The sequence below is a fragment of the Nocardia sp. TBRC8007 genome, assembly GCF_056629435.1.
This window is the reverse complement of record NZ_JBWSOR010000020.1, coordinates 15674-36363: the sequence shown is the minus strand read 5'-3', so window position 1 is coordinate 36363 and position 20690 is coordinate 15674. Positions and strand designations below refer to the sequence as shown.

Genomic DNA, 20690 nt, shown 5'->3' with positions numbered 1-20690 from the left:
CGAGCCGTGGACCAAGGCGGGTCAGACGCCGAAGTTCTGCTTGACCCGCTTGGCGTTGATGTGCTCGACGTAGAAAGACAACAGCGGGATAGTGCCCGCGAGCAAGGTGCCGATAGTGCGCCCCGCGGGCCAGCGGACCTTGATCGCGAGGTCGGTGGTGCACAGCAGGTACACGAAGTACACCCAGCCGTGCACCACGGCGATCCACGTGGGAGTGTGCACGCCGAAGCCGTACTTGACGATCATCTCACCGGTGAGCAGCAGCAGCCACAGACCCGTGATCCAGGCCAGCGCGCGATAGCGCAGCAATGCCGAGGCGATCTTGGCGGTGTTCGCCGTCCGAGGGGGAACGGCGGTGGTCTCGGTGTGGTTTTCGCTGGTGGTCAACCGGCGCTCCTCTCGCGGGCGTGCCGACCCGCCACAGGGGCCTGCTCCTCGGTATCGGTGGTGTACAGCGCGGCGAGGTATTGGTTGTACTCGGCGAGCACGGGGTCCTCGTCCCGCACGACTTTCGGGCGTTCCGGTAGCAGACCTTCTGGGATCTCCCGGAGCACGACCGGTTTCGTGGTGCGTCCGGACCCGGCGGGACTACCCGGCGTGGCATCGGCTGCGGCTTCCTCTTCCCCGGCTTCGCGCTCCAGCCGGACGAACCGGAAGTAGGCGAAGACAGCGAAACCCGCGAACAGTGGCCACTGCAGCGCGTACCCGAGATTTTGGCCGGTGCCGCCTGCGGACGAGTACCGCTCCCACTGCCACCAGGCCAATGCCAGGCAGCCCAGCGCGGTGATGATCATCAGCGCGATGAGAGCCGGGCGATTATGCGCCGAGCGGCGAGGAGGAGCGGACACGGGCTCCACGGTACCCGTACTACTACGTAGGCCGTGGCGCCAGGTGCCGCGCATTCGTGGAGCGTCCGCTGTCATTCAGAACTCGTAGATCACCCGGGTGCGTCGCTCGGATTCCGTCCACAGTCGCTGCCACAGCTTCTTGCTCTTCGACAGTCGAGTGGACGAGGAGGCCGCTACCGGGCCCTGGGTGCCGAAGAATCTGGTCGGACCCCAGTAGACCTCGGGGTCGGCATCGGGCATGGTCGCTGCGAACAGCGTGGAGTGCGCCGCCTTGGCGGGCGGATGCCCGATCAGGCGGACGAACGGTGCGGAGAGATAGTCGAGCGGGGTCTCGGTGTGTGAGAACAAGCCGGTGGCCGAAACACCGGGGTGCACGGCGTAGGAGCGCTTGGTAGAGCCTGCTTCGGTCAGCTTGCGCTGTAATTCCCGTGCGAACATCAGATTGCACAGTTTGGACTGAGCGTACGCGAGGTTGCGCTGGTAGCGCCGGTTCTGGTAGTCGAGATCATCGATATAGAGTTTCGGTGTCTGCTTATGCGCGATACTGGATAGCGTCACGATGCGGTCGGAGATCCGATTCAGCAACAGCCCGGTGAGCGCGAAGTGTCCGAGATGGTTGATACCCCACTGTGTTTCGAAACCGTCCTTGGTCCGGGAGAACGGCAGATTCATCATGCCCGCGTTGTTGATCAGCACGTCGAATGTGGTGCAGCTATTGGCGAACTTGCGCACCGAGGCCAGATCGGCCAGGTCTAGTTCGGCTACCCGGATATCACCGTCGATGCGGTCGGCGACCTTTTGCGCGGTGGTCGTATTGCGACAGGCCATGATCACAGTCGCGCCCTTGCTCGCGAGGACTTCGGTGGTGATAGCGCCCAAGCCGCCGTTTGCGCCGGTAACGACGAATTTTCGTCCGGTCTGGTCCGGGATTTCAGTAGGTTTCCACGCCATGTGTCGACCCTACTCGGCAGAGGTGCGGGAGGAATCGAACAGCCGATGTATCGCTACGAGATCGTGCGGATTTTGTGTGCGTGGGCGAGGACCAGGATACGGCGATCGAGATCGGCCCGAACAGCGGTATCGGATCGGCTGGTATGCGCGGGTCGCCTGCGAGCTCACGGTGGTGTCGGTCTGGCGGACCGGGCAGCGGGACCACGGAACGACCGCGCTCAGGGGCAGCTGCTCAATACCTTGACCATAGCGTCCTTCTCGGCTGGAGTGACCCAGAGCTGATAGGCCGTCTTCACCTGGATCTGCCTGGTCAGGTAGGCGCATCGGTAGTCTTTGTTCGGCGGGAGCCAGGACGCTGCGTCGGAGTCGCTTTTGGACTGGTTGGCCGGTCCGTCCACGGCCAGCAGATTCAACGGATCGTTGGCCAGATCGCGGCGACGTTCGGCAGAAAGTCGCTGTGCGCCTTTCTGCCAGGCGTCCGAGAGCGCGACGATGTGATCGATCTGTACGTCGCTCGAAGACTTCGGGCCGCGCGTGAAGTGAATGACCTCGCCGGTATAGGGGTCGTCGAGTGTGCCTGTCGCGACGAGGCACGCACCCGATTTGAAAGTCACCTCGGTGAGGTCGCGTTGGAGGATGTCGTTACGGGTATCGCAGCCGTTGTTCCCGCCGGGGACCGAGACCTTGTCGGTCCAGGGCGGGCCGAACTCGTCGCGGCTGTAACCCTTGGTAGGAGCACGATCCGCGACAGTCAGGGAATTCAGCAGGGTGAGGGCCTCGTGACTGGGGATGGGAGCCGGTGTGCCGGAGCATGTTCGGCTTCCGGGTTCGCACTCGTCAGCGGTGGAATCACTGTCCTGATCGAGGTAGTAGTAGCCCAATGCGATGACGACTGCGACGACGAGGCCGATCAGAGTAGTCCGTCGTTGTGTGGTGAGCGCCATCCGAATTCCTAACGTCTTCCCCCCTGCTATTGGGTCTGGCGACAAGGTACCTGGTGGCGTGCGGGCGCCGCAGCCGGTACCTATGACGAATATCACTGGGAGAGCGGGCGTGTCACTGTGGGAACGCCACCATCCGGTATCCGCGCTCGTTCATCGCGTATCCGCTCCCGACGACATTCTCGCGGGGCGATATTCTTCGCTGCGGGGTGGTGGATCGGCGCGTCGAAGTCTGTCGTCGGGTAGCGGGTGTTACCGTCTCGGCATGCCGGATATGCGCGATATTCAGCATCGGGTGGTGACGACGCTCCAGCGCCGAGTCGGTAACCCGATCATTCGGAGGGTGCCCGGGCAGACTCTTTTGGAGACCACCGGCCGGATCAGCGGGCAGCCGCGGATCACCCCGATCGGTGGGCGGAAGACCGGGCGGGAGTTCTGGCTCGTTTCCGAGTTCGGCGAGCGGTCGCAGTACATCCGGAACATCAAGGCGGACAACCGGGTCAGGCTTCGTCTCGGCGGGCGCTGGCAGGCAGGTACCGCGCACCTGCTGCCCGAGGACGACCCGCGTGCCCGGCTCGCCGCCTTGCCGCGCACCAATAGCACGGCTGTTCGGCTCGTTGGCACCGATCTGCTCACCGTGCGCATCGATCTGAAGGACTGAGCCTGCGGGCGGCTGACCGAAACCGTCATCGTCGGAACGATTTCGGGTGTCACCGCGCTTTCCGCACCGCCCGGTCCAGGAGCATCTTTCCGGCATGTCGCCGCCACCTGATCCAACAGTTCCTGGTGAGCTCTAGTTCGGTCGCGAACGACTGTACCTGACCGGAATGCGTGCGATTCGCTGGAACGATGGTGACTATGATCAGTGCGTTGTTCGGCCGCTGGACCGTTTTCACGCCACTGCTTGCGCTTCTCATCCTCGCGGTCATCTGGAGCCGGAGTCTGCCCGGCGGCGCGGTGGTGATCGTGATGGCTGTGCTGATCGGGGCGGTGCTCTCGGCAGTGCACCACGCTGAGGTGGTCGCGCGTCGGGTCGGGGAACCATTCGGCTCGCTGGTGCTCGCGGTCGCGGTGACCGTGATCGAGGTCGCGCTCATCCTTACCTTGATGACCTCGGAGGATGAGCAGTCCTCCACTCTGGCTCGCGATACGGTCTTCGCCGCGGTCATGATCACCTGCAACGGCATTGTAGGACTTTCGCTCCTGGTCGGTGCGTTACGCAGGCGGATCGCGGTATTCAACGCGGAGGGCACTGTAGCGGCGTTGGCTACCGTTACGACACTGGCCACGCTCAGTCTCGTGTTGCCGACTTTCACCACCAGCAAGCCGGGTCCGGAGTTCTCCGTGGCGCAACTGGCTTTCGCCGCAGTGGCCTCGCTCGCGCTGTACGGATTGTTCGTGATGGTGCAGACAGTGCGGCACCCGGACGACTTTCTGCCGGTCGAGACCACAAGCATCGTTGCCGAGCAGGACCGGCACGCTCAGCTGCCCAGCACGCGTACCGCTCGGTTCAGTTTCTCTCTGCTACTGGTCGCCTTGGTCTGTGTTGTCGGGCTGGCCAAGATGATCTCACCTACTGTCGAGTCGATGGCCGACTCGGTGGGTTTGTCGCAGTCGGCGGTCGGAGTGGTGATCGCGTTGTTGGTGTTGCTCCCCGAAACACTGGCTGCGGTGCGCGCTGCTCGCCGGGGCCGCGTGCAGATCAGCCTCAACCTAGCGCTGGGCTCGGCCATGGCGAGCATCGGTCTGACCATTCCGGCGATCGCCGTGGCGAGCATTTGGTTGGAGGGGCCGCTAGTACTCGGCTTGGGGGCGACCCAGATGGTTTTATTGGCTTTGACCGTGATAGTGGGTGCGCTCACGGTGGTGCCAGGGCGGGCGACTCTCTTGCAAGGCGGCGTTCATTTGGCGCTGTTCGCGGCTTTCTTATTCCTCGCCGCCAGTCCCTGACTGGAGGAAAGCGCCGGATTTCATGCGGTCCCGGCAGGTACTGCCATTCAGCGCGGATACTGTGCCTCGTAGATGGCGCGCTCCTGTGCCCGTTGCCGCGCTCGTCGCGGGTTCTCCAAATCCGCGGGTAATCCGTGTTTGAGCAAGCGGTGCGCGCGGTTCATCGGCATGAAGGCGACCGTATAGAACAGCAGCAGAAACAGCACGAGCGCCGTAGTCGCGCCGCGTAGCCACAGCTCGCCTGGAAGCAGCGCGATCACCACGAACACCGGGATGAACGGCACTACTCCGCGTAGCACATGCCGAGCGACGGCATGCTTGCCGGTCAGGTCGTTGCGCACCCAATCGAGCATGGAATCGGGCAGGCGGCGTCCGAAAACGTAGCCGATCCATTGAATGGGATTGGGTCGTCGCGGCTTTTGGTTCATACCTGGGCTCCTCGGGGTTTGGTGAGGGGTGGGGCATTTTCGGGTGTGGTGAGCGTCGCCTGGCGGGCCGCGTTGTTGACTCTGGTGAGCACCTCGTGGAGCTCTTCGAGGTCGACTACTGTCACACCGAGCTGCCGTACGACCGCGGGTGGGATCTGTTCGGCCTGTTTGCGTAGTTCGGTCCCGGCCTCGGTCAGATTCACTACCAAGCTGCGCTCGTCGTGGCTGTCGCGTTCGCGGGTGATCAGCCCGGCGTTTTCCAAGCGCTTGAGTAACGGCGACAGTGTGGGGGAATCGAGCTGGACAGCATCGGCGATCGTTTTGACCGACATCGGTGCCTCGCCCCAGAGCGCGAGCATCACCAGATATTGCGGGTGAGTGAGACCAAGCGGCTCCAACAATGGCCGGTAGACGGCCAGCACTGCGCGATTGGCCACTGCCAACGCGAAACACACCTGCCGATCCAATCGCAACGGATCGTCGTCCTCGGTGGGCATGTCTCCTCCTTGCTCGCCGATGATATTAGTACACGAATAATTAGTGCACTAAGTATTGTGGGTGAGAACTCCCTATCATCTCCAGGCCCCGGCGCAGTTGTTCGTTCCCAACTGATTCACGCGTGCTCAGTGGGATCGTCGTGCCTCCTAGGAGAGGGCTTCCTAAGAGGCACGATCTTGTGGTCTCGCGTAATGCGGGATTCTGGTAACCGACATCTGGCGGACCACGGGGCGACCGTGATCCGCCAACATGCACCGGAGTCGCGCTACGTCACGCTCCGGCCGGGTGCTCAGGCTCCCGCGATACCGGCGAGTCCTCCGATGCCATAAGTGACTGCCATGGCCAGCGCGCCGCCGAGCACCACTCGGACTATTGCCCGTCCGTGTTGGCTTCCGCCCAAACGGGCGCTGATCGAACCAGTAAGTGCGAGTGCCACCAGAACAGCCGCGAAGGTCACTGGAATGCGCGCGCCGACCGGGGGCAACAGGATGGCCAGTAGCGGAAGCAGGGCACCGAGAAGGAACGAGGCTGCCGAGGACAGCGCCGCCAGCCATGGGTTGGTCAGCTCGTCCGGATTCAAGCCCAGCTCGGCTTCAGCGTGCGCGGTGAACGCATCGTGCTCCGTGAGCTCTTCTGCGACCTTGCGAGCGGTTTCCGGCGTCAGGCCCTTGGCCTGATAGATGCCTGCGAGCTCAGCCAACTCGAATTCTGGTTCCTCGTGCAGCTCCCTGCGTTCTTTTGCCAGCAGAGCGCGCTCCGAATCGCGTTGAGTGCTGACTGAGACGTATTCGCCCACCGCCATCGAGATCGCGCCTGCGGACAGGCCCGCGATACCCGCGGTGAACAATGCCGTGGTGTTGGTCGTGGCTGCGGCGACGCCGACGACCAAGCCTGCGGTGGAGACAATGCCGTCATTCGCGCCGAGTACCCCGGCTCGTAGCCAGTTGAGTTTGGATGCGAAACCGTTGCTGTGCGGCTCGTGTGGATGTGTATCGGGTAGGCCGATTGTGCGGTCCATAAGGCGCAGAGTATGTCATCGCGTTCGACGCAGCAGCCGGGCCCTGTGTGATAACCACAACAGCGAACGCGCCGTACAGCAGTGCATTCGCTGTGCGCGTACGGTCAGCCTGCTGTTATCCCGGTGATCAGGGTCTGGTCGCCACCGGTTCGAGTCGTGATGATCTGTGTGAAGGTGCTCGGCTCTGTGCCAGGCAATTGCTGGGTCAGCAGGACCTCCCACCGTGCTCGACCCTCTTGGGCGTCCCCGGCCGGAGTGATCAGGACGCAGTATCGGGTACCGGTGGGAATCCGGTCGATGCCGCGTTGTATCTGATCGGCGGACGGCACCGCCGCGTCCGAGGCAACTACAGTACGGGCCCGATACCCCGACCGTTCGGCGTAGTAGGCGTACTCGAAGGCGAGGATGGCGTCGGGGCCGCTACCGGTGCCACCAGGGGCGGTGCCGGAAACGGCCTCAGCAGTCCGTTGTTGCGTGCATCCTGGGGTCGCGATGCCGTCAGCAGGAGCGGCCCTCGCGGCGGGAACCGAGGTGATCGGCACAGTATCGGAAGCGGGGGTAGCGGCATCAGTGTGTATCCTTGTGCCGGTACCGTAGATGATGGTCGAGACGATCGAAACGGTCGTGACCACGATGCCGAGCACGATCAACACGGTCAGTGATCGCTTACTGTTCAGTTGTTCAGCGCGTCGTCTCGGCCGGCGCACCGGAGTGCCCGGATGGGGGCCGGACCTGTTGACGATCATCGGCGCCTGGACTAGGTGGGCCGCGACCGTGGGTGCTGCGGGTAGCTCCGATTCGACGGAGACGCTCGGTCGCTGGACGGCGGGCTGTGGTGGCCGGCGTTCATCTGTATAGACCGGCCTCAGCCAGTGCTGCCATTCGCCCAACTGCGGCTCGGGGTACCGTCCTTCCGGTATCCGGGCCCGCGCAGTGCCGGACTCCTGGCCGCGCTGCCGCATCTGCTTGTGGCGGCGCGGTCGCCGGTGTGATAGGGGCGGCTTGCCGATGGGGGTTCGCAGCATCGGTAGGCCCGTGTCGAATGGATTATCGCGGGTGGCGCCTGGATACGGGGGCTCTCGGTCAGGGGACGTCATCGTCGAAAACGCCGAGCACCGGCGGTACCGCTGTCGCAGCGACGGGGATGGTTACGCCGAGTTGGCCGTCACGTGGTTTGTGTTGCTGGTCGCTACCGCCCGGCGGCGGAGCAGGTGGCAGCACCATGCCGCCGGTGGGGCCTTGTCGGCCAGGAGGGTCGGCCGGGGACGGGGTGGAACCGATGATGGGCGGTGTGCCGGTAGGCGCGGGTTTGCCCTCCGGTTTCGGCGGGTCCGGTTTCGGGGCAGGTGCGAGGTCGCCGGGCGGAGGCCCCGCGCCTGTGCCGGTCGCGGGCTTGTGTTCCTGCGGTCGGTCGCCGAAGTCGAACAGTTTCGCGGAGTTCTGCGCGCCATCGCCGCTCGCGCCGGAGGGGAGGGTGGAACCAGGGTCGACCAGTTCCGGAATCGCCCTGTCCGTTGATGCTGCGACGGTATCGATGGTGTGGATGGCGACCGCGGCGATTTTGTCGATGAGATGAGTGCCGATGTCGACACCGGCGGTGATCGCCGCGGTACCGAGCTGAACTCCCGCGGCGATGAGCTGCTGCTGCAATTGCAGCTGCGCGGCCAGTGCTGGATCCCATGCTGGTACGGGGGCGGATGTCGTGGTGCCGAGCCCGAATTCTTCGGCGGCGCTGGAGCGGGCGGTACGGACGTAGGTGGCGTCCGGTGGCGTGTCGACCGGCAGTGGTTCCATGTCATCGAGCCTTTTGATATGGCTATCCATCTCGGAGCGCGCGACGGACACCGTAGTGAGGGCGTCACGCAATGCATAGGCGGCGCGGGCGATGATCGCGTCGGTTTCTGGCGCTGTGGTCGCGTTGTCCAGGATCTCGCGTGCATCGCGCCGGAACTCGGCGATGATCTCTTCGATGTGTCGGGCCGCGCGCCCGGATGTGGCGTGCGCTTCGGCGAGAATCGATAGATAGGCCGGTCCCCGATCGGAGATGTCGCCGATCTGGCTCTGCGCCACGCGCAGCGCGGGCACTGCGGCGTCGGCGGCGCGTGAGGTCCAGGTCGATTCCAGTGCGTACACACCTGTGCGGTGTGGCCCCTCGGTATCGGCAGCTTGTGCGGTGGCTGCCGAAAGCGCGCTGTTCACTGCCGTATTCGGTACGAAGGAGCCGGAGCCGAGCGAGGAGCGCAGCAGCAACAGTGGGCGTACCAGTGCGGCGATGATCGGCGGATCGGCGCCTGGTTCGCTGCCCGGCGGCCTGGCGGTTTCGTCGACGGACGGAGCGGTATGCGCCCGCTTTCGCGGTCCGAGCAGCGTTCTCATGGCATTGTCTCTCCAGCCTGGATGATTGCCTTTGCCGTGGCCGTGTCGACGCTGTGTGCTCGTTCGCGGTAACTGTCCAGAGCCTCACCGTAGGCGCCGACCAGTTGTCCCGCGGTCGACAACGCTTGCGCGTGTTCGGTGATGGCCGCCGCGAACCGCGCCGCGAATTCCGCGCCGACGAGCCCGAGATCGGTAGTCAGCTGGTCTTGACGCACTGCGTTGGAGACAACTGCGGCCGCTGCGGACAATTGTTCGGACACCGCGTTCGCGATCGCGGTGTAAGCGGTCATTGCCGCCGGATCGAGTCTGAGCGTGTCCACTGTTCCCCTCCCGGAACCCAGCATGTCGCACCATGTTTCACTGCTAAGCGTACTGCGCTGATGGGGGTTGTGCGTCCGAATCCTCGGGTGCTGTTGCCGTGCATGCCATAGCAGCGCGTGTCGGTGGCCCCTAAGTCACCGCGCCCGCGGATACCACCGCGATCAGAGGATCGGCGGCTCGATGTTCGCCGTGCTGGACGCCGACAGATGCGCGGCAAGCAGCCGCACACGCACTCGCTGTTCGGCGGTGGTCTCCTCGGGATGATGGATTTCGATGCTCAGCCGGTTGTCGAAGGTACTGATGATGATGGTGCCGCTCGGCTGTTGGAGCCGATGTCCGGTCTTGTCCGGCTTGCCGAGCATGATCGAACGGAAGTCGGTGATGCGCAGACCATCTGGCGTCCAGGGTCGGTGTATTCGACCCCAGTTGGTGGTGAGCACGATTCCCGGCTCGCGTGGCGGGGGGCCTGCGGTGATTTCGGGGATGTGTAGCGGAGTCTGTTGCACGACACCACTGCAGAGTTCACGCCGCAGTGCGTCACTGATGCCGCGTGCCAGCCCGACCAACGTCGCGCTGTCGCCTGGGGGCGGGACGAAGTTCGCGAAGCCGAGTACATTGGTGCCTTCGGTCAAGCCGATCGGTGGCGTCACCCGGCTGCGTAGGTCGACCGAGTAGGTATATCTCAGCTCGGTCAATGGCAGGTCGCGCAGCTCGGCCTCGGTGAGCAGAATTGCGGCGGAGGCGAGCGCGTTGATCGTAGTGTTTTCCCTATGTCCCAGTTCGACAAGTGCCGCGGTCTGTGCCGCGGTCAGTCTGCAGCGTGCGGTGCGCGGGATGAGATAGTCGGAATCTTGCGGGCCGGAATCGATTCGGGCGGTGCCTGGGGTGCGCGGTGGCATCGCGGGAATATCGATCTTTTCGATGCCGCGCACTAAGAGCAGATCTTCCACCGAGCTCGGGAACTCGCATGGTTCCAGTTGGAGCGGACGGCCTTGGATGAGATCGGTGTAGCAAGAACACAGTTCGGCGAGCACAGTCAGGGAATGGGAGGCATCCGCGACGCTGTGGTGAGTCACCAGCGTGACGCCTGCGGCGTCGCCGTCGCGCACCACACATAATGCGCCGAGCCCCCTGCGTTGATCCAGTCGAGCGCCGGTGAGTAGCAGCTCGGGATCACCTTCGGCGACTGAGATTTCCGGAGGCGCGCCAGGAGATTCGAGCAGCAGATGTCTACCAGGTCCATCCGATTCCAGACGGGCGCTGAGGATCGGGTGAGCGGCTGTCACCGCCGCGTACGCCGTGGACAGTGCGGTGAGATCCAAACGACCGGAAAATCGAAGCGAATAGCCAACGAGGACTTCACTATTGGCAAAAATCGCTTCGCTCGGCGCCAGCGGACGGATGACGGTTGCTGCGGTCATGTCGCTTCCTTCATCTAGCCTGTCCCCGAGGCCGGCTCGAAATCCGGACGCGTCAGGCTAGCGGCATCCTCGCCTCTATCCTGTATCGGAGAATGTGGAGATGCTGTTTCTGGTCGTTGCTCCAACGACGTTGTGCCCGTGAGCAGTCGCTCGGTCGGAACTCCATGAGTGTAGGTAGTGTCCGGAGCGATAATCCAGAGTTCTCCTCTAGCGGAGGTCGTCTCGGCCGAGCTTGTCTGCGGACGAGTCACGTACTCGTGCGATAGCCGAAGCGCATCGTTTGATGCGGAATCGATCTCGGGGCGCATGTCCGGACCGAGCCGCGAGTGCGTACGGCGACATGAAACAGTATCGATTCCTGACTGCCGCAGCACAGTCGGGCGCTCTATATCGCTTCGGAGCTTCGGTACCGAAAACCGGTCGGTGCCGTAGACACCAGCCGATACGGCTGTCCGGTCGCGCACCGGCTCGGGAGCTGGGATCGATCGGATGGCTGTCCGTTACTTGGACCGGGTCGCGGTGAATCTGATCGGCAGGCGCGCGGGCCCACGCACGGAGACGTGTGCACGATAGGGTGGTGGATCCACGATGAGTGTGGGGGAGTCGATCTGCTGGATGAATCGGGTCAAAGCCACCCTGGCCTCTAAACGAGCCAGTGCCGCGCCGAGGCAGAAGTGCACCCCCTGTCCGAAGGACAGGTGCTTGCTCTTACGTGTCGGGTCGAACCGGTCGGGGTCATCGAACATCAGGGGATCGCGGTTGGCGGCGGCGAGTATCAACATCACCCCATCGCCATGGTGGAGGTCCAAGCCATTGATGGTCAGATTGTCGGTTACGACGCGCGGAACCATTTGGATCGGCGGTTCGAAGCGCAGTGTTTCTTCGACGACGCCCGCTATCCGGTCAGGATTCGTGGATACGGCGGCGAATTCGTGTGGTCGGCGTAGCAAGGCGAGAAGGGCGTTGGCGATCAGGTTGACCGTGGTCTCATGGCCCGCGATCAGCAGGAGCGCACAGGTCGATATGACTTCTTCGTGGGTGAGTTTGTCCCCGGCGTCTTCGGCGGTGATGAGTTCCGAGAGCAGGTCCTGGCCGAGTGCCAGGCGGCGGCGACCGATGAGTTCGTCGAAGTAGGCGCTCATCGAGGCTCCCGCGGTATTGGCCAACTCCTGGCTGCCGCTGCGCTGCTCGAGAAATCTCGTATTCGGGTCGAGGACGCGACTCAGCACTGTGGACCAGATTCTGAGCCGTGCCTCGTCCTCGGCCGGTATGCCGAGCAAATCGCAGATCACAGTCATCGGGAGCGGATAGGCGAAATCGTTGACGGCGTCTATAGACCCCGTGTGCAGGTGTTCGCCGAGCAGATTATCGGCGATCTCGGTGATCCGAGGTTCCATTCGTTGCACGACGCGCACGGTGAACACCTTGGACACGAGCCGGCGCAATCGGGTGTGGTCCGGCGGATCGAGGATCATGAACATGGACTCCATAATCGGAACCGTGTTGATCTTCCTCTGGAACCGCGTCAGGTCGGAACTCGCCCACGGATCGCGGAACATGGCTTCGCAATCGGCGTAGCAGCCCATCCCGACCAGGGGGTCGGAGCCCATCCGGAACGGACTGGCTTCGCGCATCCGCGCGAAGATCGGATAGGGGTCCGGGCGCGCTTCGGGGGCATTCAGCAGCATCAGCTCGTGCATGATGTCAAAGGTTTTCATGGATAACCTCAGCTCTCCGCCGCAATCAGGCCAGGTTATATACGTTGTATAGCCCTACTGCCAGGTTACTGCTGAATTGCTGAGACCATCGCGGACAGCTGTCGTCGATATCGCCTACTCCACCGCACAGCCCAGCCGATGGCTTGCCTGCCCCAGGGGCAGGAGCCGATCGGTGGACTATGGGCGAGAGTCCGCTTCGGCTCAGGCGACGACAGCTAGCCGGGCCGCGTTGGCGGATTCATCGTCGGCCGCCTGGTTGGCGGCCAGTTCGGCATGCACTCGATCGCGGTAGCGGCCGACCTCACGCTCGGTGCCTGCGGCATCCCAGCCGAGGTGGCCGCCGATCAACCAGGCGACCTCCGCGGCGGCGGCGAGACCGCGGTCGGCGGTTTCGATGGAGATCCGGGTGCGGCGGGTGAGCACATCGTCCAGGTGCATGGCACCCTCATGGGTCACCGCGTACACCGCCTCCGCGCCGAGGTACTCCGGTGCGGAGGTCAGCGGCGCGCCCAGTTCGGGTTCGCGGGTGATCAGGTCGAATACATCGGCAATCGCGGAACCATAGCGGCCGAGTAGGCGCTCGACTGTCGCTCTCGGCAGTTCGGCGCGTTGCGCGAGGCTGTCGAGATCGGCGGCGAGTTCGTGGTAGCCCACCGCGCCGAGGATCGGCAGATGCTCGGTGACCGACGGGGCGACCGCGCGGCCGAGTCCGGCCACCGCCGCGTCCACAACATCGGCGGCCATCACACGATAGGTGGTGTACTTGCCGCCCGCGATCACGAACAGGCCGGGGGCAGGCTCGGCAACCGCATGCTCCCGCGAGAGGGTCGCGGTATCGGCCGACGCGCCCGACAGTAATGGGCGCAGACCCGCGTAGGTGCCGACAATGTCATTCTGGGTGAGCGGTTCGCGCAACACCTGGTTGACGTGATCGAGCAAGTACTGAACATCGGCGTTGCTGGCGGCCGGGTGGTCCTTGTCCAACGACCAATCAGTGTCGGTGGTGCCGATGATCCAGTGCCGGTACCACGGAATGACGAACAGCACGCTTTTCTCGGTACGCATGATCAGCCCGGTGTCCAGGTTCAGGCGATGACGCGGCACCAAAATGTGCACGCCCTTGGACATACGGACATGGAACGGGGATTCGACGCCCGTCAGCTGGTTCATTTCGTCGGTCCACACACCGGTCGCGCTGATCACCCTGCGCGCGCGGAGGGTGTGCACCCGGCCGGTCTCCTGATCGGTGACTTCCGCGCCGACGACGCGCTCCCCATCGCGTAGCAGTCCGGTCACCTTCATCCGGGTGAGCACTGTGGCACCGTGTTGAGCCGCGGTGCGGGCAATCATCATGGTGTGGCGGGCATCGTCGACTTGTGCGTCGAAATACCGGATCGCCCCGGTCAGCGTGTCTGTGCGGAGCGCGGGCGCCAGGTCCAATGCGCGCGTGCGCGACAGATGCCGGTGCATGGGTAGCGCTCTGGCGCCGCCGATGGTGTCGTAGAGGGCTACGCCTGCGCCGATATAGGCCCGCTCCCACACGCGATGCCGTAGTGGCAGCAGGAACGACACCGGGCGCACCAGGTGTGGCGCGAGCCGGTTCAGGAGTAGGCCGCGTTCCTTCAACGCCTCCCGCACCAGCCAGAAGTCCAGCTGCTCCAGATAGCGCAACCCACCGTGGATGAGCTTGCTGGAACGGCTGGAGGTGCCTGCGGCGAAATCCCTGGCTTCGACCAGGGCCACGGTGAGGCCGCGTGAGGCGGCGTCCAGTGCTGCGCCCGCGCCGACTACGCCGCCACCGATGATGAGCACGTCGAGCTCGGTGTCGCTGAGTGAGTTCACCGCGTTGGCGCGGTACTGGGGGTCCAATCGTGCGGACACGGTGGTAGGTCTCCTCGTTGCAGGGATAGGGTTCAGTCGGGGATTGCGGTGTTCGCGGATATCGGAACGGCACAGTTCAATCGTTGATGTCGACCCAGTCGAGGGTGCGTGCGACCGCCTTCTGCCAGCGCGCGTAGCCGCGCTCCCGTTGCTCTGCCGTCCAGGTGGGATACCAGCGCTTGGCCTCGTGCCAGTTGCGTTCGAGTTCGTCGGTATCGCGCCAGAATCCAACGGCGAGACCGGCCGCGTAGGCGGCGCCGAGTGCGGTGGTCTCGGCAACCTCTGGGCGCGATACCGGCACGCCGAGAAGATCAGCCTGGATCTGCATGCACAGCTCGTTTGCGGTGACGCCTCCATCCACGCGCAGCACGTCCAGTTCTATGCCGGAGTCGGCTTGCATGGCTTCGACCACATCACGGGTCTGGTAGCAGATTGATTCCAGTGTCGCGCGCGCGAGATGGGCGTTGGTGCTGTAGCGGGACAAGCCGACGATGGCGCCGCGTGCGTCCGAGCGCCAGTACGGCGCGAACAGTCCGGAGAACGCGGGGACGAAGTACACCCCGCCGTTGTCTTCCGCTTGCCGGGCCAGTGATTCGCTCTGTGCGGCACCGGAGATGATGCCGAGTTGATCGCGCAGCCACTGTACGGCTGATCCGGTGACCGCGATCGAACCCTCCAGTGCGTATATCGGCTTCGCCGAACCGAATTGATAGGCGACTGTGGTGAGCAGACCGTGTCGCGAGCGTACTATCTCCGCTCCGGTATTGAGTAGCAGGAAGTTCCCGGTGCCGTAGGTGTTCTTGGCCGCACCGGGCTGGAAGCAGACCTGTCCCACAGTGGCTGCTTGCTGATCGCCGAGCACACCTGCCAACGCGACCGCGCCGCCGAACGGGCCATCTGCGCGGGTGGTGCCGAACAGATCCGGGTTAGCCGAGGGGGCGACCTCGGGCAGCATCGCGCGCGGAACCCCGAACAGGGCCAACAGCTCGTCATCCCAATCCAAGGTCTCCAGGTTCATCAACATGGTGCGACTGGCGTTGGTCGGGTCGGTGACGTGCACGCCGCCGTCGACACCGCCGGTGAGGTGCCACAGCAACCAGGTATCGGTGGTGCCGAAGAGTGCGTCGCCGCGTTCGGCGTCTGTGGCCACGCCAGGGACGTTGTCCAGGATCCAACGCAGTTTGCCGCCGGAGAAGTACGTGGCGGGCGGCAGGCCGGTTTTGCGTCGAATGGTGTCGCCGTGTCCGGCGCGCTCGATTTCGGCGACGATCCGATCAGTACGGGTGTCCTGCCAGACGATGGCATTGCAATATGGCCGTCCGGTCTTGCGGTTCCACACCACGGTGGTTTCGCGCTGGTTGGTGACGCCGACCGCGGCCAGATCGCTCGCGACGAGATCAGCCTTGGTGAGCGCGGTCTGGATAACCACGCGGGCGCGTTCCCAGATCTCGGTCGGATTGTGCTCCACCCATCCCGGATGCGGCAGGATCTGTTCGTGCTCGAGCTGGTGGCGGGCGATTTCGGTGCCGTGATGGTCGAACACCATGAAGCGGGTGCTTGTGGTGCCCTGGTCGATGGCGCCGACGAACTGGCTCATCGTGCTCCTTCTGTTGCGGTGCCTGCGGTACCGGTGCGGCGAAACGAGTCCCTGCTCGTCTTGCCGGATGTAGGTGCGGATGCGACTGTGCTGATACGGAAACTACGACGGGATTCCGGTAAGGGATATAGCCTGCGTTCGACAATGTCGAACAAAAGGGCTGCTCGACATTGTCGAATCTCGATAACCCGGATAGGTTTCCCGGCATGCCGGGGCCGATCCAATCGATCGAACGGGCCGCTGCCGTATTGCGGCTGCTTGCTCGTGGTTCCGGCCGTCTCGGCCTCGGCGACATCGCGGGCGCGCTCGGTTTGGCCAAGCCGACCGCACACGGCATTGTGCGTACTTTGCAAGGGGTCGGTTTCGTCGAACAGGACCCAGCGAGTGGCAAGTATCAGCTCGGTTCGGCACTGCTTCAGCTGGACCGCGGCTATCTCGATGCCAATGAGCTGCGCTCACGGGCAATCAACTGGGCTGACGCGCTGGCGGCGCGTACTGGAGAGTCGGCGCGGATCGGTGCCTCGGTGGATGGCGCGGTGGTGGTGGTCCACCACGTGTTCCGGCCGGACAACAGTGAGCAGGCGCTCGAACTCGGTGAGCTTCTGCCACCGCATGCCACCGCTCTGGGCAAGGTCCTGCTCGCCTTCGACACCGAACTGGCCGCCACGTTGCATGCGGGCGAACCCGTCCCGTTCACCCACCGCACCCTTGTCGACCTGGTCGCGCTCGGCCGAGTGCTGACCGACGTCCGGCGGGCCGGATGGGCCGGCGATATCGAGGAATTCCGGCTGGGCGAGGCAGGCATCGCGGCGCCGATCCGGGCGCGCGGGGGACTTGTGGTCGGAGCAATCGGCATTACCGGGGCAGTAGACCGGCTCTGCGACACACAGTTGCGGCCTCGGCGGATGTTGATCGGCCAGGTGCTCGATGCGGCACGAGCGATATCGAGGGATCTCAGTGCGGGACACTGAGCTCCGCTGGGTCTGCGGGTAGTGGGATACACGGGCAGTGGGATACAACAGAGAGTGGCCGAGGATGACGCAACGGTATGTACTGGCTATCGACCAAGGCACCACCTCGACGCGCTGTATTCTGTTCGACCAGCGCGCCCGGCTGGTCGGCCTCGCGCAGCGCCCGCATCAACAGCATTACCCGCGGCCGGGTTGGGCCGAGCAGGACGCGATGGAGATCTGGCGCAATGTCGAGCGGATCGTGCCGCGCGCGCTGCGGGATTCCGGCGTCGCCGCCGAGCAGGTCGCCGCGATCGGCATCGCCAACCAGCGCGAGACTACCGTGGTGTGGGATCGCCGCACCGGGATACCGATAGGACGGGCTATCGTCTGGCAAGATGTGCGGACCGAAGAACTGGTCGGCACGCTACAGGAGCGCCCAGATGCGGACCGGATCCGTGTGCGGTGCGGTCTGCCGCTGTCCACCTATTTCGCGGCACCCCGCCTGCGCTGGATGCTGGATGCCGTCCCAGGCCTGCGCGAGCGCGCCGAGCGCGGTGAGGTGCTGTTCGGGACCATGGAAACCTGGCTGATCTGGAACCTCACCGGTGGGGTCGCGGGCGGGTCGCACCTGACCGATGTCACCAATGCCTGTCGTACTCTGCTGATGAACCTCCGCACCCTCGCTTGGGATGACGAACTCTTGGAGTTCTTCGGCATTCCCGCTGCGATGTTGCCGCGGATTCAACCCTCTACCGCGCCGTACGGCGTCGCCCGTCTCGTGGTGCCCGGTATCCGGATCGCCGCCGCGCTCGGCGACCAGCATGCCGCGTTATTCGGCCAAACCTGTTTCGCGCGGGGTGAGCTCAAGTGCACCTACGGCACCGGCGGATTCCTGATGATGAATACCGGACGCGAGCTGGTGCGTTCCGAGCACGGTCTGCTCACCACAATCGGCTATCAGATCGGCAGGGAGCCGGTGTACGCGCTGGAAGGACCGATCGCGGTCACCGGCTCGCTCGTGCAATGGGTCCGGGACAATATCGGGCTGGTCGCCAGTGCGCCGGAGATCGAAACTCTCGCCCGTACTGTCGCCGACAACGGCGGTTGTTATATCGTGCCTGCCTTCTCCGGGCTGTACGCGCCACATTGGCGCGGCGACGCTCGCGGTCTCATCGCCGGATTGACCTCCTACATCACCAAGGGGCACCTCGCGCGGGCTGTGCTGGAGGCTGCTGCGTGGCAGACCCGCGATGTGGTCGAGGCGATGAACGCCGATTCCGGACTGCGGGCCGATGCATTGCGCGTAGACGGTGGTATGACATCGAACAACCTGCTCATGCAAATCGTGGCCGATGTCCTGGATATTCCTGTGCTACGCCCTTTTGTCGCCGAGACGGTCTCGCTCGGTGCGGCATACGCAGCGGGCCTCGCCGTCGGATACTGGCCGGATCTCGAAGGGCTGCGCACCCATTGGCGCCTTGCCGCGCAGTGGATGCCGCGGATGGACCCGGCGCATCGCGCGGACGAGTACGACAACTGGAAGCGCGCGGTAGAGCTGGCTTCTGGATGGGTGCGTGCGAAGCCGCGAGTGGACCGGTGAGTCACCGTAGGGCAGTCGTGTGCGCGTGCTCGCCGCCATAGCGGTGCGGGTCTGCTCCGGCGGTGCCGCCGGAGCAGTGTGTCCTCCGGCGGCAGCAGCGGCTCAGGACTGCAAACCGAGCTCCACCTCGATGGTGAGTGTGATCTTGTCGCCGATCACCGCGCCGCCGTCGGCCAGCGGCATGTCGATGGTGATGCCGAAGTCGCGGCGATTGAGCACGGTTTTGGCTGCGAAGCCTGCGACCGGGCCCTGCCCTGTGCCGGGGTGCGTGCCGAGGAACTCGACCTTCAGCGTGACCGGTGCGGTGATGTCGCGGAGGGTGAATTCGCCGTGCACTACGAAGTCGTCGCCGTCGACGTGGAACTCGGTGGACTTGAAAGTGGCTACTGGGAATTGCTCGGTATGGAAGAAGTCCGCAGTGCGCAGATGGGCGTCACGCCGTGCATTGTCTGTGCTGATCGAGTCGATTCGGATATGCGCCTCGGCCGAGGCGAAGCCGTCTTCGGCAATGACCAGCGTGCCAGAGAAGTCGGTGAAGCGGCCGCGCACTTTGCTGACCATCAAGTGGCGCACGGAGAAGCCGAGGTTGGAATGAGCTGGGTCGATAGCCCAGGTGCCCGCGGTCAAGGTAGGGGTGGTGTCGGTCGTCATGCCATTCTCCTCTTTTGATTTAAAATTAAACTACACGATTGGTCGAGTGCGTCGCAGCTATGGCTTGCCCGTTCCCGACTCGGCCGCATTTTGGTGGATGTGGCAACCACTCTAACGGTGAGGTATGGACCGCTATTCCGCCGGCGGGGTGATGGAGGTTTCGCCAAGTACTCCTCGGCTGGCTTCAGGCGACGCGTGCGGGGGAATCGGGTAGTCGACTACGCGCGACATCCGGTGGTGGTTCCGCAGAATCGGTCGCCACAGAGTTTTCGCTACCGGGGGTTGGGAGGAATCCGGATGACTGGATATCGCGATTGGTTGCTGCCTGCGCCGAATCCAGAGCCGCTGTTGGACAGCAGGCGCCGGTCCGAGGCGGTCGGGAGGGCACGAGATCCGGCGGGCGTACGGGTATCGCCGTGCTGCTCGCGCTCTCTGGCGTCGTCCGCGCGGCCGGGTGCGGGGGTGCGGCGGGTCCCGCATCGTAGTCATCCGTCCGAAGTGCGGGCCAATGGTGAGGCATTGTCGGCGGCACGTCGTTTCGCCGAATCCACGGTGCGAATCGTGCTGGAGGCGTTGGATCGCAAAAGACCGGTATCGCAGCTGGCGGTCGTCGCCGATGACACTGTGGTCGCCGCGGTGCGTACGTTGATCGACGCCGATCTGGTGCCGGGGCGCGATCTGGGCACCGCGATGCCGATCCGGGTGGGTGTGGTGCTGGTGAATGGCAAAACCGCCGAGGTCTACGCTCGATACACCCGTGGCGGTCGTTGTTTCGCGTTGGCGGCGCGGATCGCCCGTACTCGTACGGCGGGCTGGAGGTTGACGGCCTTGCGCATCCGCTGAAGCGGCCCGTGGAAGCTATTCGGTCGAGGTAGCTGTGCAGTAGCGGCTATCGATCGGGTGCAAGCAGTATCGCAACGGCTCGTGCCCATCGGTCGATGGTCGCCGCGGCGGCGCGTTCGGTGGTGCGCAGTGGACGCGACAGTGCGGTACCGCGCAGTATCGCGACAGTGAGATCGCGGACGGCGGGATAGCGCGGATGCGCGACGAGAGTGGGACCGAACAGTGTGTCGGCCACGCGGTAGAGATCGCGCCCAGCCTGCCGTTCCGCCGCACGCAACGTCTCGGCGAGTGCTGGATCGGTGCGCGCGGCCGCCCACAATTCGAATTCGGCCTGCGCCGCGGGCCGGGTCATCGACTCGTACAACGCATGCAGCGCGCGCACTACCGGGTCGGAGTTGTCGCCGAGTCGAGCCGCGACCTCCTGGACGGCCGCTTCGTTGCGCAGGACTAGATGGGCGACCAGTTCGGATACCAGTGCGTCGAGGGTGGGGAAATGGTGCAGCAGCGCGCCGCGGCTGACCCCAGCGGCGCGCTGCGCCGACAGTGTGGACAGGGCGCGATAGCCTCGCTCGGCCAGCAGCTCTACCGCGGCGTCGAGGATGTGGACGCGGGTCGCCTGCTTCCGCTCTTCGCGTAGTCCTGCCATCCGGTTCCTTCGTCGCGGGGATACTTTCACAGTCAGTATTGACTGCCAA

The 20690-nt window shown here is 64.4% G+C and carries 21 protein-coding genes; 5 read left to right on the top strand and 16 right to left on the bottom strand.

Annotated elements, in window-relative coordinates; genetic code table 11:
• Positions 1 to 21 precede the first annotated feature (21 nt).
• The 4 genes from ACX4ZE_RS15770 to ACX4ZE_RS15755 all read right to left on the bottom strand — a co-directional run bounded on the left by ACX4ZE_RS15770 (position 22) and on the right by ACX4ZE_RS15755 (position 2743).
• Positions 22 to 387 (bottom strand): DUF3817 domain-containing protein, encoded by a 366-nt coding sequence (locus ACX4ZE_RS15770; protein ID WP_480274187.1) that lies wholly within the window; start codon positions 385 to 387, stop codon positions 22 to 24.
• Complete coding sequence (locus ACX4ZE_RS15765; RefSeq protein WP_480274210.1) at positions 384 to 794, bottom strand: transcriptional regulator; 411 nt, start codon at positions 792 to 794, stop codon at positions 384 to 386. Before ACX4ZE_RS15765 ends, ACX4ZE_RS15770 begins: the two co-directional genes overlap by 4 nt.
• Positions 795 to 923: 129 nt before the next feature.
• Positions 924 to 1799: an oxidoreductase gene (locus ACX4ZE_RS15760; protein WP_480274186.1), complete on the bottom strand. Its 876-nt coding sequence runs from the start codon at positions 1797 to 1799 to the stop codon at positions 924 to 926.
• A 218-nt stretch (positions 1800 to 2017) separates the two neighbouring features.
• Positions 2018 to 2743, bottom strand: coding sequence for an HNH endonuclease family protein (locus ACX4ZE_RS15755; RefSeq protein ID WP_480274185.1), 726 nt, complete (start codon positions 2741 to 2743; stop codon positions 2018 to 2020).
• Positions 2744 to 3005: 262 nt separating this feature from the next.
• Here ACX4ZE_RS15755 and ACX4ZE_RS15750 point away from each other — a divergent pair, with 262 nt between their 5' ends.
• Both ACX4ZE_RS15750 and ACX4ZE_RS15745 read left to right on the top strand, forming a co-directional pair.
• A complete protein-coding gene (locus tag ACX4ZE_RS15750) occupies positions 3006 to 3401 on the top strand; it encodes a nitroreductase/quinone reductase family protein (protein WP_480274209.1) in 396 nt (131 codons plus the stop codon).
• Positions 3402 to 3589: 188 nt separating this feature from the next.
• Positions 3590 to 4690 (top strand): calcium:cation antiporter, encoded by a 1101-nt coding sequence (locus ACX4ZE_RS15745; protein ID WP_480274184.1) that lies wholly within the window; start codon positions 3590 to 3592, stop codon positions 4688 to 4690.
• 47 nt (positions 4691 to 4737) lie between these two features.
• Here ACX4ZE_RS15745 and ACX4ZE_RS15740 read toward each other — a convergent pair whose 3' ends face one another.
• From ACX4ZE_RS15740 to glpK (ACX4ZE_RS15695), 10 genes are all read right to left on the bottom strand, one after another.
• Positions 4738 to 5118 carry a DUF5313 family protein gene (locus tag ACX4ZE_RS15740; protein ID WP_480274183.1) on the bottom strand — a complete coding sequence of 127 codons (381 nt, stop codon included), beginning with the start codon at positions 5116 to 5118 and terminating at the stop codon, positions 4738 to 4740.
• Positions 5115 to 5615 (bottom strand): MarR family winged helix-turn-helix transcriptional regulator, encoded by a 501-nt coding sequence (locus ACX4ZE_RS15735; RefSeq protein WP_480274182.1) that lies wholly within the window; start codon positions 5613 to 5615, stop codon positions 5115 to 5117. The genes ACX4ZE_RS15740 and ACX4ZE_RS15735 overlap by 4 nt, the downstream gene beginning before the upstream one ends.
• A gap of 290 nt (positions 5616 to 5905) precedes the next feature.
• Entirely contained in the window at positions 5906 to 6634 is a 729-nt protein-coding gene (locus ACX4ZE_RS15730; RefSeq protein WP_480274181.1) for a VIT1/CCC1 transporter family protein, read from the bottom strand.
• 104 nt (positions 6635 to 6738) lie between these two features.
• Complete coding sequence (locus ACX4ZE_RS15725) at positions 6739 to 7380, bottom strand: DUF8176 domain-containing protein (protein ID WP_480274180.1); 642 nt, start codon at positions 7378 to 7380, stop codon at positions 6739 to 6741.
• Positions 7381 to 7717: 337 nt separating this feature from the next.
• Positions 7718 to 9010 (bottom strand): hypothetical protein, encoded by a 1293-nt coding sequence (locus tag ACX4ZE_RS15720; protein ID WP_480274179.1) that lies wholly within the window; start codon positions 9008 to 9010, stop codon positions 7718 to 7720.
• On the bottom strand, positions 9007 to 9330 hold the full coding sequence (locus ACX4ZE_RS15715) for a hypothetical protein (RefSeq protein WP_480274178.1): 324 nt from the start codon (positions 9328 to 9330) through the stop codon (positions 9007 to 9009). Before ACX4ZE_RS15715 ends, ACX4ZE_RS15720 begins: the two co-directional genes overlap by 4 nt.
• Positions 9331 to 9492: 162 nt before the next feature.
• Complete coding sequence (locus ACX4ZE_RS15710; protein ID WP_480274177.1) at positions 9493 to 10752, bottom strand: phthiocerol/phthiodiolone dimycocerosyl transferase family protein; 1260 nt, start codon at positions 10750 to 10752, stop codon at positions 9493 to 9495.
• A gap of 500 nt (positions 10753 to 11252) precedes the next feature.
• A complete protein-coding gene (locus ACX4ZE_RS15705; RefSeq protein ID WP_480274176.1) occupies positions 11253 to 12470 on the bottom strand; it encodes a cytochrome P450 in 1218 nt (405 codons plus the stop codon).
• Between the two features lie 201 nt (positions 12471 to 12671).
• A complete protein-coding gene (gene glpD / locus ACX4ZE_RS15700; protein ID WP_480274175.1) occupies positions 12672 to 14351 on the bottom strand; it encodes a glycerol-3-phosphate dehydrogenase in 1680 nt (559 codons plus the stop codon).
• A 76-nt stretch (positions 14352 to 14427) separates the two neighbouring features.
• Entirely contained in the window at positions 14428 to 15948 is a 1521-nt protein-coding gene (glpK, locus tag ACX4ZE_RS15695) for a glycerol kinase GlpK (protein ID WP_480274174.1), read from the bottom strand.
• A 206-nt stretch (positions 15949 to 16154) separates the two neighbouring features.
• Here glpK (ACX4ZE_RS15695) and ACX4ZE_RS15690 point away from each other — a divergent pair, with 206 nt between their 5' ends.
• Positions 16155 to 16919: an IclR family transcriptional regulator gene (locus tag ACX4ZE_RS15690; protein WP_480274173.1), complete on the top strand. Its 765-nt coding sequence runs from the start codon at positions 16155 to 16157 to the stop codon at positions 16917 to 16919.
• A gap of 64 nt (positions 16920 to 16983) precedes the next feature.
• Positions 16984 to 18501, top strand: coding sequence for a glycerol kinase GlpK (gene glpK / locus ACX4ZE_RS15685; RefSeq protein WP_480274172.1), 1518 nt, complete (start codon positions 16984 to 16986; stop codon positions 18499 to 18501).
• 102 nt (positions 18502 to 18603) lie between these two features.
• Here glpK (ACX4ZE_RS15685) and ACX4ZE_RS15680 read toward each other — a convergent pair whose 3' ends face one another.
• Positions 18604 to 19152 (bottom strand): YceI family protein, encoded by a 549-nt coding sequence (locus ACX4ZE_RS15680; protein ID WP_480274171.1) that lies wholly within the window; start codon positions 19150 to 19152, stop codon positions 18604 to 18606.
• Between the two features lie 297 nt (positions 19153 to 19449).
• Here ACX4ZE_RS15680 and ACX4ZE_RS15675 point away from each other — a divergent pair, with 297 nt between their 5' ends.
• Positions 19450 to 19995, top strand: coding sequence for an Rv3235 family protein (locus ACX4ZE_RS15675; protein ID WP_480274170.1), 546 nt, complete (start codon positions 19450 to 19452; stop codon positions 19993 to 19995).
• Positions 19996 to 20041: 46 nt separating this feature from the next.
• On the opposite strand, the gene ACX4ZE_RS15670 is transcribed toward ACX4ZE_RS15675, so the two are convergent.
• Positions 20042 to 20641, bottom strand: coding sequence for a TetR/AcrR family transcriptional regulator (locus ACX4ZE_RS15670; RefSeq protein WP_480274169.1), 600 nt, complete (start codon positions 20639 to 20641; stop codon positions 20042 to 20044).
• Positions 20642 to 20690 lie beyond the last annotated feature (49 nt).